Here is a 15,669-nt window from a genome sequence, read left to right on the forward strand (position 1 = left end):
TCGTTCGTTGTGACTGGTTGCCCCATTCACGAACTGAAAGGAGAATGGGATGAAGCGCTTTGTCACGGCCGCCGCGATGACTGCGGCCAGCTGCGCCGTGGTGCTGAGTGGCGCAGGTGTGGCATCGGCCAGCGACGGAAACCACGGTAGCCGTCACCACAATCACAACCGCCACTACCACGACCACTACCGCAACGACCACCGCGGTCTCTACAACCACCGTTCCGGTGCCAATGCGGCCGGCTTTGCAGCGGGCTCTCCTGGCATCCTCAGCGGTAACAATGTCCAGGTGCCGATCAACATTCCGATCAACGTCTGCGGCAACAGCCTCAACCTTCTCGCGGCGCTGAACCCGGCGTTCGGGAACGCATGCGTCAATAGGTGACCCGCCCGCCGGCCCGGATGGACATCGGGCCGGCACGGATCATGGTGTGCAGTTGGCGGATCACCCGTGACCTCGGTCGTGGGTGGTCCGCCGCTCTGACCTGTACGCCCGGCCGCCCCGCGGCACCCCTCCGGCCGGCCGCACCTCGCTGACCAGCGGATACGGCCTCCGAGGCAGGGGTCATACTGGAGGGCATGGCGAAGAGCAGACGCGCGCGCGGCGGACCGGAGTCCGTCATGGAGACGGTGGACGGCGGGCTTGCCGAACTGCGGCCCGACCGGGACCGGCCGCGCGGCTGGACGCTGCTGCTCGACGGTGCCCCGCAGTCCCATGTGGACCTCGACGACCCGGCGTACCTCGACTTCTCCTATCAACGGCGGCTCGGGCACGTCGCCGACCTGGCCGGACCGCCGGGCAAACCGCTGCGCGTGGTCCATCTGGGCGGCGGCGCCCTGACCCTGGCCCGCTATGTCGCGGCGACCCGCCCGCGGTCCACCCAGCAGGTCGTGGAGATCGACACCCCGCTCGTCCAACTCGTCCGCCAGAAGCTGCCGTTGGACAGCGGCTGGCGGATACGGGTGCGCGGCGGCGATGCCCGTGCCGGCCTGGCGAAGATCCCGGACGGCTGGGCGGATCTGATCATCGCCGATGTCTTCGGCGGCGCACGCACACCGGCCCACCTGACCAGCACCGAATTCCTGACGGAGATACACCGTGCGCTGCGGCCCGGCGGGTTCTACGCGGCGAACCTCGCCGACGGGCCGCCGCTGCGCTTCCTGCGCGGGCAGATCGCCACGGCCCGTACGGTCTTCCCCGAGCTCTGTCTGACCGCCGACCCGGCCGTACTGCGCGGCAAGCGCTTCGGCAACGCCGTCCTGCTGGCCGCCGACGGGGAACTGCCGGTCGCCGAACTGACCCGGCGGGCGGCCACCGATCCGCAGGCCGGACGCGTCGAACACGGCCGGGCGCTGCTGGACTTCACCGGCGGCGCGGCCGCGGTCACCGACGCCACGGCCCTCGCCTCGCCCGCTCCGCCGGCCGAGACCTTCGACTGACGACGGGCCGCGCCACGCGGGGCGGTGCTACGTCGCGTCCTCGCTGGTCTGCACGGTCGGCGGATGGCCGTTCCAGGTGCAGAACACGGACGTATGGGCGCTGCCGCCGGAGAAGTCGACCCGGATCCAGCCGTCCTGCTTCCACACCTGCATCTCCCAGCCCGAGTTCGGCGTCGCCGACACCAGCTCTGCCGAGCGGCCGCCCATGGCGAAGACCACCCGGCCGCCTGCCGTGGAGTAGCTCTTGACCTGGCCGCCGGTGCCCGGCGCGGAGCTGCCCGGCGAGCCGGCGCCCGGGTACCCCGACCGGGGCGTGCCGCTGTGCGACGGCCTGCCGGAGTGGGACGGGGTGCCGTCGGGGGACGCCGTGCCGCGGGCGGGCGAACGGGACGGCTTGGGGCGGTGGGTGGAGGAGACGCGCGGTGCGGCGCCGTCGTCCTCCGGCGCCTTCGAGGAGGCCACCTGGTCGGAGATGGGCAGCGCGCGCGGCGCGTCGTACGCCGTGCCGGACAGCACGGTGTGCACGCCGAACCACGACAGGGTGACCGCGGCGCCGGTCGCCAGCGTCCAGGCCGCCGCGTGAACCAGTCCTCGTTGCATCCGGCTCATACTGCACCACCGGCCCGCCCCGTTGCAGCCCGTCGCGCACGCCGGAGTGCGCCGCCCAGGTGTCAACCTCGGGCGGGGAACCCTCCCCGAATGGCGTACGGTGCCGCCCATGGCACGTGTGCTCGTCGTCGAGGACGACCAGTTCGTACGCTCGGCACTCATCCGGCATCTGACCGAGGCCGCCCACACGGTACGCAGCGTCGGTACCGCCCTGGAGGCGCTCCGCGAGGTGGCGCACGTCGGCTTCGACGTCGTCATCCTCGACCTCGGCCTGCCCGATCTGGACGGGGGAGAGGCGCTGAAGATGCTCCGCGGCATCACCGATGTCCCCGTGATCATCGCCACTGCCCGGGACGACGAGGCCGACATCGTACGGCTGTTGAACGACGGTGCCGACGACTACCTCACCAAGCCGTTCTCCGTCGAGCACCTCTCGGCCCGGATGGCGGCCGTGCTGCGCCGCTCCCGGGCCGCCGCGGCCGGCGCGGAACCGCCCTCACGAGTGATCCGGGTCGGCGGGCTGTCCATCGACCCGCTGCGCCGGCAGGCCGAACTGGACGGCGTCGCCCTCGATCTGACCCGCAGGGAATTCGATCTGCTGGCCTTCCTCGCCGGGCGCCCCGGCGTCGTCGTCGCCCGCAAGGAACTCCTCGCCGAGGTCTGGCAGCAGTCCTACGGCGACGACCAGACCATCGACGTCCATCTGTCCTGGCTGCGCCGCAAGCTGGGCGAAACCGCCGCGAAACCGCGCTACTTGCACACCCTGCGGGGTGTCGGGGTGAAGCTGGAGCCGCCGCAGTGAGCGTCGCGCGCGAGGCCGCCGGGCCGCAGAGGACGGCGAGAGCTGCACTTCTGCGCCTCGCGGGCGGAGATGGGGGTGCCCCCGGACGGAGTCCGGGAGAGAAGGATCAGACACAGTGAGATGGGCCCTGGTCAAGGTGGCGCTGGCCGTCACCACGATGGTCGTGGTCGCCTTCGCCGTCCCCCTCGGACTGGTCGTCAAGGAGCTGGCCCGCGACCGCGCCTACTCCAATGCCGAGCGGCAGGCCGCCACCATCGGCCCGGTCCTCGCCATCACCACCGACCGCCCCCAGCTGGAGCGCGCCGTGGCCAGCGCGGAGACCGGCCCCGGCGGCCGGATCGGGGTCCATGTCCCGGCGAGCGGGAAGAACGGCAAGCCCGCCGAGATCGGCTCCCGGCGCGCCGCGCAGAAGGACGTCGAGGCCGCCGCCAAGCTCGGCCGGGCGTCCATCTCACCGGTCACCGGCGGCTCCTCGCTCCTCCAGCCGACCGCCGTCGCCTCCGGCATCGCTGTCGTCGAGGTCTTCGTCCCCGACGCGGCGCTCACCAACGGCGTCACCACCTCCTGGGTGGTGCTGGCCGGGGTCGGCCTCGCGCTGATCATCGGCTCGGTCGCCGTCGCCGACCGGCTCGGCACCCGGATGGTGCGGCCCGCGGAGCGGCTGGCCGGCGCCGCCCACGACCTCGGCAAGGGCAAACTCGGCGTCCGCGTCCCGGAGGACGGCCCCAAGGAACTGCGCTCCGCGGCCAGCGCCTTCAACTCCATGGCCGACCAGGTCGTCCAACTGCTGGCCAACGAACGCGAACTGGCCGCCGACCTCTCGCACCGGCTGCGCACCCCGCTGACCGTGCTCCGGCTCAACACGGCCTCGCTCGGCGACACCCCGGCCGCCGAGCAGACCCGGGCCGCCGTCGAGCAACTGGAGCGCGAGGTCGACCAGATCATCCGCACCGCCCGGGAACAGAAGGCCCAGACCCGGCAGGCGGCCGCCGCGGCCGGCTGTGACGCCGCCGAGGTGATCCGCGAGCGGATGGGCTTCTGGTCGGCGCTCGCCGAGGACGAGGGCCGCACCGTACGCATCGCCGGCGCGGACCACCCCGTACGCGTCCCCGTCGCCCGCCCCGAACTCGCCGCCGCCCTGGACGCGATGCTCGGCAACGTCTTCCGCCACACCCCCGAGGGCACCGCCTTCGCGGTAGACGTCCACAACGCGGAGGAGGCGGTGATCGTGCTGGTCTCCGACGCCGGCCCCGGCATCGCCGACCCGGACGCGGCGCTGCGCCGCGGCCACGGCGGCGGTGGGGACGGCTCCACCGGCCTCGGCCTGGACATCGTGCGGCGGCTGGCCGAGTCCACCGGCGGCGATGTGCGCATCGGCCGCTCCGTCCTCGGCGGCACCGAGGTACGGGTCTGGCTGGCGCTGGACGACCGGCGGGCCCGCCCCGGCACCCGCCGGGGCCACCGGCTGCGCCGCACGCTCGGCGGCCGGCGGCGGCGGACCGCGCGCACCGGCCCCTGAACGTCCGCCCCGCCGGGCATGTGCCCCCGGCTCTTAACCACTCCCTTCCGCTTCCTTAAGGCGTTCATAAGTCCCCCAACCTCCGCACCATTACCGACATTTGTCCGTTTCCCTGCCGCTAGCGTGCGGGACGCACCACGGTGCACTCCACCCCCCCCATGTGACGACAGGCAGGCACGCGATGAGTTCCTCGGTACACCGCCGGCGCAAGAGCCGCACCACCAAGCTGATCGTGAGCGGCGCGGCCGCCCTGGTCGCGGCCGGCGGCGCCTTCGCCGTCGCCGGTTCGGCCCTGGCCGCCAAGGCACCGCAGGGCGGCACGACGAAGGCCCCGAAGACCGCGGCCGGCTTCGCCCCGTACGTCGACACCTCGCTCGCCCCCGCCTACGACCTGGCCGGCACCGCCCAGAAGACCGGGGTGAAGAACTTCACCCTGGCGTTCGTCACCTCCGGCGGCGGCTGCACCCCCAAGTGGGGCGGCTCCGGCGAGCTCGGCAACGACGCGGTGGCCCGGCAGATACCCGCCCTGCGCAAGGCCGGTGGCGACGTCCGGGTCTCCTTCGGCGGCGCCAACGGCTCCGAGCTCGGGGTGGCCTGTGGTTCCGCGGACGAGCTGGCCGCCGCGTACGGCAAGGTCATCGACCAGTTCGAGCTCACCAAGGCCGACTTCGACATCGAGGGCGGCGCGCTGCCCGACACCGCTGCCAACACCCGCCGCGCCCAGGCCATCACCCAGCTCCAGAAGAAGCACCCCGGTCTGGACGTCTCCTTCACCCTGCCGGTCATGCCCGAGGGCCTGACCCAGGACGGGGTGAACCTGGTCGCCGACGCCAAGAAGAACGGCGTCAAGATCTCCGCCGTGAACATCATGGCGATGGACTACGGCCCCTCCTACAACGGCGACATGGGCGCCTACGCGACCCAGGCCGCCACCGCCACCCAGGGCCAGATCAAGAAGGCGCTCGGCCTGAGCGACGCGGCCGCCTGGAAGGCCGTGGCCGTGACCCCGATGATCGGCGTCAACGACGTCCAGAACGAGGTCTTCAAGACCGACGACGCCACCGAGCTGGTGAAGTTCGCCCAGGACAAGCACCTGGCCTGGCTGTCGATGTGGTCCGGGACCCGCGACAAGGCCTGCCCGGGCGGCGCGGGCAACTCCGCCCAGCCGACCTGTAGCTCCATCGAGCAGAGCCCGCTGGACTTCACCAAGGCCTTCGGCGCGTACACCGGCTGACCCCCACCGGCGGTCCGGGCCCCCAACCGGGCCGCTCGTCCCCGAGGCGGGGCGCAGCGGACAGTTCCCCCACCCGCTGCGCCCCGCCGTCCGCCGCGCGGACGACGCAACTCCCCGTGTACGGCGCGTCCTCAGCCCGCGCCGCTGCGTACCGCCGTGCGGAAGGCGATCGGAGTGGTGCCCGTCTGCCGCTGGAAGAACTTGCTGAAGTTGGTGGCGTCGGCGAAGCCCAGCCGGTCCGCGATCCGGGCCGCGGACTGATCGCCGTGCGCCAGCAGCCGCTTGGCCTCCAGCGCCACCCGCCGGTCGATGAATTCCTTCGCGCCCACCCCGGCGGACGCCTCGGTGGCCCGGGAGAGGGTGCGCGGCGCATAGCCCAGCGAACGGGCGTAGTCGGCGACCCGGCGGCTGCGGGTGAAGCCCCGTTCCACCGCGTCCCGGAAGCGCAGATAGGCCGCGCTCGCCGTACAGGACCCGTCCCCGTCGGGCTCCCCGCCCGGATACGCGGCCCGCAGCACCAGTACGGCCAGCAGATGCCGCAGCACGTCCAGATGGATCTCCAACGGCAGCCCGCCCAGCGCCCCGAACTCCCCGTGCAGCTGCCGCATCGCCTCGTCCACGCCGCGCGCAGCCGCGCCCTCGGGACGCCGTACGGGCGGCCCGTACCAGTCCTCGATCCGGGCCGCGGCCGCGGTCGCCGGGTCCAGGAAGCCGGCCTCGAAGAGCACCAGCCGCCCCTCCGCGCCCGTCAGATCACCGAAGTGCTGGACCTGCCCGGGGCGCGACCACAGCAGATCGCCCGGCGCGAGGACGTGCTCCCGGAAGTCGACGCTGTGCACCAGCCGGCCGCTGTCCAGCATCAGCAGATGGTGGAAGCCGGGGCGGTGCGGGGCGGACAGCTGACAGGCGTCGGCGCGCGCCCGCAGCTCCGCGAGCGTCATCACCTCCACCCCCGTCGGCCGCCCGGCCGGCGCGGAGAACGCCACCTCCCGGATCTCCGGAACGGGATCCCTGCCCTCCTGTCGCATTCTGACCATCACTGGTCCCCTCGCTACCCCGAAATGCCCCGCTGGTCCCCCTAGCGTAGAAGACGTCAGCGAGGCCGCTGACGGAAAACGGAAGTCCTTCCCCGGACGCACAGAACAGCTGGGAGACCACCATGTCCACGATCGCTCTCTTCGGGGCCAACGGCACCATCGGAAGCCGCATCCTCCACGAGGCCCTCCGGCGCGGTCACCAGGTCACCGCGGTCGTCCGCGACCCCGCGAAGATCACCACGACGCATCCGGACCTGACCGTGACCACCGGCGACGTCCTCGACCCGGCCTCCGTCGCCGCCGCGGCCAAGGGCCAGGACGTCCTGGTCAGCGCGGTCGGCGGTGGCGACGGACCGGGCCATGTCGCCACGATCGCGCCCGCCGCCGAATCCCTCGTCGCCGGTCTGCGCACCCTCGGCGACACCGCGCCCCGGCTGATCTCCGTCGGCGGCGCCGGCTCGCTGCGCACCCCGGACGGCAAGCAGGTCTGGGACGCGGAGGGGCTCCCCGAGTTCCTGTTGCAGATCATGCACGCCCACGGTGACGCGCTCGACTACTTCCGCTCCGTCTCCGGGGTGCGCTGGACCAGCCTCAGCCCGGCCGCCACCATCGAGCCCGGCGAGCGCACCGGCAGCTACCGCACCGCGCTCGACGAACTGATCACCGACGCCGGGGGCACCAGCCGGATCACCACCGAGGACTACGCGGTCGCCGTCCTCGACGAGATCGAGCGGCCCCGCCACCTCGGCGAGCGCTTCACCGTCGGCTACTGAGCCGCGGCACCGGCTCCTTATATATACGCCCGCAAAACGCCAAGGCCCCCGACCTGAGGTCGGGGGCCTTGATGTGGGGTGAGTAACGGGACTTGAACCCGCGACATCCTGGACCACAACCAGGTGCTCTACCAGCTGAGCTATACCCACCATGACCGGTGCTGTGTGGTTCTTTTTCCCCACCGGCTGAGAAAAAGTGTACAGGGTCCGGAGGGGTGCTCGCGCCCAGGTTTCGTGTCCCGGGGCCGAGGGCGTGTCGTGCGGACCCCGCCGGGACCCGCACGACACGCGCCCTGTGCCTCACTACGGTGTGGACTGCTGCTCAGCAGGAAGGACGTGCTTGGCGGCGATGGCCTTCGCGGTGTCCGAGTCGGGGCCGGGCTGCGGCACGAAGACGGCCTCGCGGTAGTAGCGCAGTTCCGCGATGGATTCGCGGATGTCCGCCAGCGCCCGGTGATTGCCGTTCTTGTCCGGACTGTTGAAGTAGGCCCGCGGGTACCAGCGCCGGGCCAGTTCCTTCACGGACGAGACATCGACGATCCGGTAGTGGAGATACTCCTCCAGCGTCGGCATGTCGCGCAGCAGGAAGCCGCGGTCGGTGCCGACGGAATTGCCGCACAGCGGCGCCTTCCGCGGCTCCGGCACATGCTGCTTGATGTACGCAAGCACCTGTGCCTCGGCCGCTTCCAGCGTCGTCCCGCCGTCCAGCTCCTCCAGCAGTCCGGAGGCGGTGTGCATCTGGCGCACCACTTCCGGCATGGTGCCGAGTGCCTCGGCCGGGGGGCGGATCACCACATCCACCCCGTCGCCCAGCACATTCAGCTCCGAGTCGGTGACCAGTGCGGCCACCTCGATGAGCGCGTCATTCGCCAGCGAGAGTCCGGTCATCTCGCAGTCGATCCACACCATGCGATCGTTCATACATCTCACCCTACGGGGCGCTCGCGCTGTCCGGGCAGCACGGGGCGGGCGGCTCCCCTCCCCACCGAGGTCTCCGGCAGCCGGGAGGAGTAGACGTCCGACTGCGGTTTGCCCGCTTCGCCCGATTCGGCGGAGGCCAGGCCATGGCCGGCCAGCGCGGCGGCGGAGAACCGCTCCGCGCCCGCCCCCAGGGCCGCCCGCTCGCGCTCCGGCCGCTCGGCACGCTCGGCCCGCTCCGGTCTGAGCGCGGGGTCGGGTGCCCCGTTCTGCGGCCGGCGGGCGCGGTAGGCCGCCCGGTAGGCGGCAGGCGAGGCGCCCAGCTGCCTGCGGAAGTGGCCGCGCAGGGCGACCGGCGAGCGGAATCCGCAGCGCCCCGCGACCTCGTCCACCGAATAGTCGGAGGTCTCCAGCAGCCGCTGAGCCTGTAGCACCCGCTGGGTGATCAGCCACTGCAACGGAGCGCTCCCCGTAAGGGACCGGAAGCGCCGGTCGAAGGTGCGGCGGCTCATGTACGCGCGCGCGGCCAGGGTCTCCACGTCGAACTGCTCGTGGAGGTGCTCCAGCGCCCAGGCGACGACCTCGGCCAGCGGGTCGGCGCCGATCTCTTCAGGTAATGACCTGTCGAGGTAGCGCTGGTGCCCCATGTCGGACGCGGTGCGCCGGGGCGGCACGACGAGCCGGCGGGCCAGCGCGTTCGCGGCGTCCGCGCCGTGGTCGGTGCGCACGATGTGCAGACACAGATCGATGCCGGCCGCCGTTCCCGCGGACGTGAGCACATCGCCGTCGTCGACGAAGAGCTCGCGGGGGTCCACATGGACGGACGGGTAACGCTTGGCGAGCGTCGGTGCGTACATCCAATGGGTCGTGGCCGGGCGGCCGTCGAGAAGTCCGGCCGCGGCGAGGACGAACGCCCCCGTGCACAACCCGACGATTCTGGCCCCTTCTTCATGCGCGCGGCGCAGCGCATCGAGCGCCGCGGGCGGCGGGGCCTGCGTGATGGAACGCCAGGCCGGTACGACGACCGTCCCGGCACGGGAGATCGCCTCCAGCCCGTAGGGGGCCGACAGTTCGAGCCCCCCGGTCGTGCGCAAAGGCGCATCTTCGCCCGCGCACACAAGTAGCCGGTACCGCGGAACGCCTGCGTCTTGGCGGTCGATGCCGAAGACCGAGAGCGGAATGGAGCTCTCGAAAATGGGGCCGCCACTGAAGAGGAGCACCGCGACTATTTCGCGGCGTCGTCGGGCGGCGAGCTTGCGTGCGGCATCTGGTACGGCAGCGGAGTCCTGGCTCATGGCACTTAAGCCCCCCTCGGTCGTCTCGCCCTCTCGGTCCTGCACAGTTCCCCCGCCGTTACTACCAAGATCGAATCTACTGTGTTCCGTGAGGATGGAGTGCCAAGTTCACCACCCGCTGGTATGTCGATATGGCAACTTGGCGCGAAGCATTCGATCACGAAGCGTTCCACTCGTCGGGCCTACATGGGAAGTACGCGTCTCGGCTCTGCCCGTTCGCAGTAGGGCACAACCATGCCCAGCGGTCCTTTCCTCCCAGCTCACACCAGGGTTGAGGGGGGTTGGGGACAAGGTGCGGACCTCGGCCGGAAGTTGGCTGAAAACGGTCGCGCGCAGACTTGCAAGCGCCTCAATCGACCGGCGTACGCCCTTCGGAGTGCCGACCGCTCCCGTGCGCCGCGGACCCCAAATAGTCCCTTCTGTCCCGGTGCCTTCCGGTCTCCCGTACGCGGATCCGCGCGGCGGTCCGTTCGGATTGCCGCAGCAGGGCACGGCAGGCGCAGGTCACCGCGGCCAGACCGGCTGCGGTGCCCGCCGCGCCGGCCCAGGAGGCGCCGCTGATGATCAGTACGAAGGGCACCAGGGCGCAACTGAAGGCTCCCCAGCGCATGACATCGCTCACTGGGTCGGGTGATCTGTCGGACGGCAACGGCACCGTGTGCTCCCCTCGGGCTGGCTGCTACTACAACGCCGTCGGCGATCATGGGTCACCGCGAGGGGTACGTACGGGGGCAGGCCGGGGCATTGCCATCCGCGCCACGCTCCGGCATGCTCCGGGGAACGTTCGAGGCCCCACCCCACCTCGCACGGGCGCCCCGCGTCCGTGGTGAAGTCTGGGCAGCGGGGGACTGGCGCCGTACTCTTGGGGTATCAGGTTGGGAAGATGATTCCCGGTCTTATCGTTCCTCTTTGAACTATGGCTCCCGCACCTCGAGCGAGCCAGCTCAGTCAACTGCCGGATCAAGTCAATCGCCGTTCCCCGTTCGCCCCTCCGCAAGAGGACGTCCTCGCCGAGACACCAATGGCCGGTCACGAAATCCCCGAACCCGCGGACCGCAAGCAGGTCGCCGATCCGATGGCGGACCTCGAAGCGGCGGAAAAGACGCGCCACTCCTGCGACCCCGCCTTCCGGCACGGCGTCGTGGTCGGCTTCGACGGCTCCATGTCGAGCGAGCGAGCGTTGGCGTATGCAATCGGTATGGCCCGGCGCCTCGGCTCCGGGTTGATCATCGTCCATGTGGCCAACCGGCTGCCGACGACCGTCTGGGCCGGCTGTGAGCCCCCGGTCTTCGTGGACGTACCGGATCACCGCACCGAAGTGCTCGGCCTGGAGCTGGCCTGCGCCGACCACCTCAGCGAGGTCTCCTGGATCCTCGTCGAGCGCGGCGGCGACATCTGCCACGAGCTGGAGGAGGTCGGCCGGGAGTACGAGGCCGACGCGATCGTGGTCGGCTCCACGCACGGCATTGTCGGCCGGATCTTCGGCTCGGTGGCCGGCCGGCTGGCCCGCCGGGCGCAGCGCCCGGTGATCGTGATTCCCTGACGCCTCCCCGGCGCGGCCCAACTCCCCTCGCCGCGCGACCCCTTCGCGCCTCGCGCATGATCGGTTCTTCGCGGTATGTGCACAGTTGAGGGGGCGTCATGGGGATGGTGCGCAGCCGCATTTCTCCCGGCCCGCGCAGGTGAATTGTGTGCGGGTGAGGGGTAGAAAACGGTCACGTGGGCGCGCCGCGTCACGGGCCCGGCGGCCGCGCGCACGGCAACTTCGTGCTGCCGGCCGGGAGGTGACGGTTCCCGGGGCGGTGGCGTCCCGCCGGCGTATGGGCGACGCCGGCCAAGGGGAGGCGGCGGCTCCGCGCGCGTATGGTGGCACGCTCGCGGAGCCGCCTGCCTGCTTTTGCGGCTGAACCGCCGCCGCTTTCGCGGAGGTGGCTGGGCGCCGTGGGTGTTGCTCAATTGCCGCTGCGGTGGTGGGGTGGATTACCTTGCCGTGAGCCTGGGGCCCGAATCGTGCCCCAGGGCGGCCACTCCACCGCGGCGACCCACGGGTTCTACTCCACCGTCACGGACTTGGCGAGGTTGCGGGGCTTGTCGATGTCCCGGCCGAGGGCCAATGCCGTGTGGTAGGCGAGCAGTTGCAGCGGGATGCCCATGAGGATCGGGTCCAGCTCGGGCTCGTTCTTCGGGACGACGATGGTGTGGTCGGCCTTCTCCTGCTCCTGGTGCGCGACGGCCAGGATGCGGCCGCTGCGGGCCTTGATCTCCTCCAGCGCGGCGCGGTTCTTCTCCAGCAGGTCGTCGTCGGGGACGATCGCGACGGTCGGCATGGCGGGCTCGATGAGGGCGAGCGGGCCGTGCTTCAGCTCCGAGGCCGGGTAGGCCTCGGCGTGGATGTAGGAGACCTCCTTGAGCTTCAGGGAGGCCTCGCGCGCCACCGGGTAACCGCGCACCCGGCCGATGAACATCATCGACTTGGCGTCCGCGTAGAGCTCGGCCATCTTCTTGATGTCCGCCTCGGTTTCGAGGATCTCGTCGATCTGCGCGGGCAGCTTGCGCAGGCCCTCGATGATCCGCTTGCCGTCCGCGACGGACAGGTCACGGATGCGGCCGAGGTGCAGGGCGAGCAGCGCGAAGGAGACCACCATGTTGGTGAAGCACTTGGTGGAGACCACGCAGACCTCGGGGCCCGCGTGCACGTAGATGCCGCCGTCGGTCTCCCGGGCGATCGCCGAGCCGACCACGTTGACCAGGCCCAGCACCCGGGCGCCCTTGCGCTTGAGCTCCTGGACGGCCGCCAGCACGTCGTAGGTCTCGCCGGACTGGGAGACCGCCACGTAGAGCGTGTCGGGGTCCACGACCGGGTTGCGGTAGCGGAACTCGGAGGCCGGCTCGGCGTCCGAGGGGATACGGGCCAGCTCCTCGATCATCTGCGCGCCGATCTGGCCCGCGTGGTACGAGGTGCCGCAGCCCAGGATCTTCACCCGGCGGACCCCGCGCGCCTCACGGGCGTCGAGGTTCAGGCCGCCGAGGTGCACGGTGGAGAAGCGGTCGTCGATCCGGCCGCGCAGTGCGCGGTCCACCGCGTCCGCCTGCTCGGAGATCTCCTTGTGCATGTAGGTGTCGTGGCCGCCCAGGTCGTACGACTCGGCCGCATACTCGACGGTCTCCGGAGCGGACGTGGTCCGCGAGCCCTCGGTGGTGTACGTGCGGTAGTCGTCGGCCTTGAGGGTGGCCATCTCGCCGTCGTCGAGGGTGACGACCTGGCGGGTGTGCGAGACCAGGGCGGCGACGTCCGAGGAGACGAACATCTCGTGCTCACCGATGCCGAGCACGACCGGGGAGCCGTTGCGGGCGACGACGATCCGGTCGGGGAAGTCGGCGTGCAGCACGGCGATGCCGTACGTGCCCTCGATGTGCCGCAGCGCCTCGCGGACCTTCTCCTCCAGCTTCTCGGCCGTGGACCTGCCGATGAGGTGGGCCAGCACCTCGGTGTCGGTCTCGGAGGCGAAGGTGATGCCCTCGGCGGTCAGCCGGGCGCGCAGGTCGGAGGCGTTGTCGATGATGCCGTTGTGGACGACCGCGACCTTGCCCTCGGTGTCGAGGTGCGGGTGGGCGTTCTCGTCGGTGGGCGCGCCGTGGGTGGCCCAGCGGGTGTGCGCGATGCCCGTGGTGCCCGCGAAGCGCTTCGGCACCCGCGACTCCAGCTCACGGACCCGGCCCTTGGCCTTGGCCGTCTTCAGGCCGCCTGCGGCCTTGCCGGTGCCCTTGGCGTGGATGGCGATGCCCGCCGAGTCGTAGCCGCGGTACTCCAGGCGCTGGAGGCCCTCCAGGAGCAGCGGAGCAACATCACGTTTGCCGATATAGCCGACGATCCCGCACATACAGTGACCCTCCGAGAAAACGTTGTGGCAATGGTTCGTGCCGCCCGGCGCCCCGGGCGTGGCCGTCAGCCGTAGACGAGGCGGCGCAGCTGGCGGGCCGAGAGATCGGGCGGGGCCACGGCGCGGTGCGGCAGCTCGTGGCGGATCCGTTCGAAGATCTCCTCGTTGCGCAGTCCGTGGGACTGGAGCTCCCGATGGCGCCGGCGGACGAATTCCTCTGTCGTCTCGTCGAAGTACGCCAGCACGTCGAGCACCACCCGGGCTGCCTCACCGCGCTGAAGCGGTGTGCTGCGCACCAGGTGGTCCACCAGGTCTTCGTGCGGCGCCTCAGCGCTGCGGTTACGGCGTTCGAGCACCCGTCGATATTGCGGGGCGGCGCGAAGATACGCAAGAAATCTGCCCGGTATCGGGCACGTACCCGATTTGGCGGCCGGAAAGTGGTCTAAACCTTGACCGGAATCCAGGCTCACGGTACGCATGGTCACCGTTCGGTCGCTCCATGCCATGCACGACGTCATGCACGAGGTTCGCCGAAAGGGACCGTCGATGAGACGACGCAGACTGCTGTTCTCGCTGCTGCTGGCCGCGGCCGCGGGGCTGGGGGCCGCCGCCGTACCGCCCTTGGGCGGGCCCGGTGCCGCCGCCCCGGCCGCCACCCCACTGGACCAGGTGATCCCCGCGCCCGCGTCCGTACGCGGCGGCGGGGAGGCGTACACCCTCGGCGAGGGCACCCGGATCCGTGTGCCGGACGGCTCCGGCGAGGGCAAGAAGATCGCCGGGTATCTGGCGGGCCTGCTGCGGCCCGCCACCGGCCACGGCCTTCCGGTGACCAAGGACGGCCGGGACGGCATCGTCCTCCGGCTCGGCGGCAGCGGCACCAAGGGCCTGGGCGCCGAGGGCTACCGGCTGACCTCCGGCGGCCGCGCGGTCACGATCAGCGCCGCCCGCCCGGCCGGCCTCTTCCACGGCGTCCAGACCCTGCGCCAGCTGCTGCCCCCCGACGCGGAGCGGCAGCGCGACCGTTCCGGGCCGTGGCGGATCGCCGGGGGCACCATCGCCGACTCCCCGCGCTACGCCTACCGCGGCGCGATGCTCGACGTCTCCCGGCACTTCTTCACCGTCGCGCAGGTCAAGCGGTATATCGACCAGCTCGCCATGTACAAGATCAACAAGCTGCATCTGCACCTCTCCGACGACCAGGGCTGGCGGATCGCCCTCAAGTCCTGGCCGCGGCTGGCGACCTACGGCGGCTCCACCCAGGTCGGCGGCGGCCCCGGCGGCTACTACACCCAGGACGACTACCGCGAGATCATCCGTTACGCCGCCGCCCACTATCTGACCGTCGTCCCCGAGATCGACATGCCGGGCCACACCAACGCCGCACTGGCCTCCTATGCCCCGCTCAACTGCAACGGCCAGGCACCGCCGCTCTACACCGGCACCCAGGTCGGCTTCAGCTCGCTGTGCGTCCCCAAGAAGGAGACGTATGAGTTCGTGGACGACGTCCTGCGCGAGCTGGCGGCCCTGACGCCGGGCCGCGCGCTGCACATCGGCGGTGACGAGGCACACTCCACCAGTCATGAGGACTACGTGACCTTCATGGACAAGGTGCAGCCTTTGGTCGCCAAGTACGGCAAGAGCGTGATCGGCTGGCACCAGCTGACCGGGGCGCACCCGGCGAAGGGCGCCGCCGCCCAGTACTGGGGTTACGACAAGACGGGCACGGCGGAGCGCAACCAGGTCGTCGACGCCGCCAGGAACGGCACCAAGCTGATCCTCTCGCCGGCCGACCGCGCCTACCTCGACATGAAGTACGACAAGAACACGCCGCTGGGCCTGTCCTGGGCCGGCTATGTCGGCGTCGAGCGGTCCTACGACTGGGACCCGGGCAGTTACCTCGACGGTGCGCCCGCAGGCTCCGTCCTCGGCGTCGAGGCGCCCCTGTGGTCGGAGACCCTCTCCACCTCCGCCCACATCGAGTACATGGCCTTCCCGCGGCTTCCGGGCATCGCGGAGCTGGGCTGGTCCCCGGCGTCCACGCACGACTGGGACGACTACAAGGTGCGGCTGGCGGCCCAGGGGCCGCGGTGGGACGCGCTGGGCATCAACTACTACCGCTCGCCGGAAGTGCCCTGGCCGGCGAAGTGAGCGATCCGGCCGG

At 71.1% G+C, this 15,669-nt stretch carries 14 protein-coding genes, 1 tRNA gene and 1 pseudogene; 8 read left to right on the forward strand and 8 right to left on the reverse strand.

What is annotated here, in order from left to right; genetic code table 11:
* The first annotated feature begins 49 nt into the window (after nt 1–49).
* Together IF67_RS46025 and IF67_RS0125575 are read left to right on the forward strand one after the other, a co-directional pair.
* Nucleotides 50–385: a chaplin gene (locus tag IF67_RS46025; protein ID WP_030989436.1), complete on the forward strand. Its 336-nt coding sequence runs from the start codon at nt 50–52 to the stop codon at nt 383–385.
* Between the two features lie 194 nt (nt 386–579).
* Nucleotides 580–1,440, forward strand: coding sequence for a spermidine synthase (locus IF67_RS0125575; RefSeq protein ID WP_030989438.1), 861 nt, complete (start codon nt 580–582; stop codon nt 1,438–1,440).
* Nucleotides 1,441–1,467: 27 nt separating this feature from the next.
* Here the strand turns inward: IF67_RS0125575 and IF67_RS0125580 are convergent, their stop codons facing one another.
* Nucleotides 1,468–2,040, reverse strand: a complete 573-nt coding sequence (locus IF67_RS0125580; protein WP_030989440.1) for a hypothetical protein — start codon at nt 2,038–2,040, stop codon at nt 1,468–1,470.
* 118 nt (nt 2,041–2,158) lie between these two features.
* On the opposite strand from IF67_RS0125580, the gene IF67_RS0125585 reads away from it, so the two are divergent.
* The 3 genes and pseudogenes from IF67_RS0125585 to IF67_RS0125595 all read left to right on the forward strand — a co-directional run.
* Nucleotides 2,159–2,851, forward strand: coding sequence for a response regulator transcription factor (locus tag IF67_RS0125585; protein WP_030989442.1), 693 nt, complete (start codon nt 2,159–2,161; stop codon nt 2,849–2,851).
* A gap of 115 nt (nt 2,852–2,966) precedes the next feature.
* The gene (locus IF67_RS0125590; protein WP_030989444.1) at nt 2,967–4,370 is read left to right on the forward strand and encodes a sensor histidine kinase; all 1,404 of its coding nucleotides are present in this window, start codon (nt 2,967–2,969) and stop codon (nt 4,368–4,370) included.
* A 301-nt stretch (nt 4,371–4,671) separates the two neighbouring features.
* A pseudogene (locus IF67_RS0125595) lies at nt 4,672–5,604 on the forward strand (chitinase); the annotation flags it as partial.
* A gap of 131 nt (nt 5,605–5,735) precedes the next feature.
* Here IF67_RS0125595 and IF67_RS0125600 read toward each other — a convergent pair.
* Nucleotides 5,736–6,641, reverse strand: a complete 906-nt coding sequence (locus IF67_RS0125600; RefSeq protein ID WP_030989448.1) for a helix-turn-helix domain-containing protein — start codon at nt 6,639–6,641, stop codon at nt 5,736–5,738.
* Between the two features lie 122 nt (nt 6,642–6,763).
* Between IF67_RS0125600 and IF67_RS0125605 the strand changes: the two genes are divergently transcribed.
* On the forward strand, nt 6,764–7,414 hold the full coding sequence (locus IF67_RS0125605) for an NAD(P)-dependent oxidoreductase (protein WP_030989450.1): 651 nt from the start codon (nt 6,764–6,766) through the stop codon (nt 7,412–7,414).
* A 74-nt stretch (nt 7,415–7,488) separates the two neighbouring features.
* Here IF67_RS0125605 and IF67_RS0125610 read toward each other — a convergent pair.
* From IF67_RS0125610 to IF67_RS0125625, 4 genes are all read right to left on the reverse strand, one after another.
* Nucleotides 7,489–7,564, reverse strand: a tRNA-His gene (locus tag IF67_RS0125610).
* 153 nt (nt 7,565–7,717) lie between these two features.
* Entirely contained in the window at nt 7,718–8,335 is a 618-nt protein-coding gene (gene orn / locus IF67_RS0125615) for an oligoribonuclease (RefSeq protein WP_030989453.1), read from the reverse strand.
* Between the two features lie 5 nt (nt 8,336–8,340).
* A complete protein-coding gene (locus IF67_RS0125620) occupies nt 8,341–9,627 on the reverse strand; it encodes a GlxA family transcriptional regulator (RefSeq protein ID WP_030989455.1) in 1,287 nt (428 codons plus the stop codon).
* A gap of 349 nt (nt 9,628–9,976) precedes the next feature.
* Nucleotides 9,977–10,237: a hypothetical protein gene (locus IF67_RS0125625; protein ID WP_051818591.1), complete on the reverse strand. Its 261-nt coding sequence runs from the start codon at nt 10,235–10,237 to the stop codon at nt 9,977–9,979.
* Nucleotides 10,238–10,648: 411 nt separating this feature from the next.
* Here IF67_RS0125625 and IF67_RS0125630 point away from each other — a divergent pair, with 411 nt between their 5' ends.
* Nucleotides 10,649–11,170, forward strand: a complete 522-nt coding sequence (locus IF67_RS0125630) for a universal stress protein (RefSeq protein WP_030081002.1) — start codon at nt 10,649–10,651, stop codon at nt 11,168–11,170.
* Nucleotides 11,171–11,678: 508 nt separating this feature from the next.
* Here IF67_RS0125630 and glmS read toward each other — a convergent pair.
* Together glmS and IF67_RS0125640 are read right to left on the reverse strand one after the other, a co-directional pair.
* Nucleotides 11,679–13,508: a glutamine--fructose-6-phosphate transaminase (isomerizing) gene (gene glmS, locus IF67_RS0125635; protein WP_030989459.1), complete on the reverse strand. Its 1,830-nt coding sequence runs from the start codon at nt 13,506–13,508 to the stop codon at nt 11,679–11,681.
* Between the two features lie 65 nt (nt 13,509–13,573).
* Complete coding sequence (locus IF67_RS0125640; RefSeq protein WP_030989461.1) at nt 13,574–13,864, reverse strand: hypothetical protein; 291 nt, start codon at nt 13,862–13,864, stop codon at nt 13,574–13,576.
* Nucleotides 13,865–14,054: 190 nt separating this feature from the next.
* On the opposite strand from IF67_RS0125640, the gene IF67_RS0125645 reads away from it, so the two are divergent.
* On the forward strand, nt 14,055–15,656 hold the full coding sequence (locus IF67_RS0125645) for a beta-N-acetylhexosaminidase (protein ID WP_030989463.1): 1,602 nt from the start codon (nt 14,055–14,057) through the stop codon (nt 15,654–15,656).
* The last annotated feature ends 13 nt before the right edge of the window (nt 15,657–15,669 follow it).

The organism is Streptomyces sp. NRRL S-1813, assembly GCF_000719605.1.
GTDB classification, from domain to species: Bacteria; Actinomycetota; Actinomycetes; order Streptomycetales; family Streptomycetaceae; genus Streptomyces; species Streptomyces decoyicus.

Bases quoted from the DNA above. Each gene is read 5' to 3' on its own strand.
- IF67_RS0125585 (WP_030989442.1), top strand. From the start codon at position 2,159: ATGGCACGTGTGCTCGTCGTCGAGGACGACCAGTTCGTACGCTCGGCA.
- IF67_RS46025 (WP_030989436.1), top strand. From the start codon at position 50: ATGAAGCGCTTTGTCACGGCCGCCGCGATGACTGCGGCCAGCTGCGCC.
- IF67_RS0125645 (WP_030989463.1), top strand. From the start codon at position 14,055: ATGAGACGACGCAGACTGCTGTTCTCGCTGCTGCTGGCCGCGGCCGCG.
- IF67_RS0125630 (WP_030081002.1), top strand. From the start codon at position 10,649: ATGGCCGGTCACGAAATCCCCGAACCCGCGGACCGCAAGCAGGTCGCC.
- IF67_RS0125625 (WP_051818591.1), bottom strand. From the start codon at position 10,237: ATGCGCTGGGGAGCCTTCAGTTGCGCCCTGGTGCCCTTCGTACTGATC.
- IF67_RS0125600 (WP_030989448.1), bottom strand. From the start codon at position 6,641: ATGGTCAGAATGCGACAGGAGGGCAGGGATCCCGTTCCGGAGATCCGG.
- IF67_RS0125605 (WP_030989450.1), top strand. From the start codon at position 6,764: ATGTCCACGATCGCTCTCTTCGGGGCCAACGGCACCATCGGAAGCCGC.
- IF67_RS0125580 (WP_030989440.1), bottom strand. From the start codon at position 2,040: ATGCAACGAGGACTGGTTCACGCGGCGGCCTGGACGCTGGCGACCGGC.
- orn (WP_030989453.1), bottom strand. From the start codon at position 8,335: ATGAACGATCGCATGGTGTGGATCGACTGCGAGATGACCGGACTCTCG.
- glmS (WP_030989459.1), bottom strand. From the start codon at position 13,508: ATGTGCGGGATCGTCGGCTATATCGGCAAACGTGATGTTGCTCCGCTG.
- IF67_RS0125575 (WP_030989438.1), top strand. From the start codon at position 580: ATGGCGAAGAGCAGACGCGCGCGCGGCGGACCGGAGTCCGTCATGGAG.
- IF67_RS0125620 (WP_030989455.1), bottom strand. From the start codon at position 9,627: ATGAGCCAGGACTCCGCTGCCGTACCAGATGCCGCACGCAAGCTCGCC.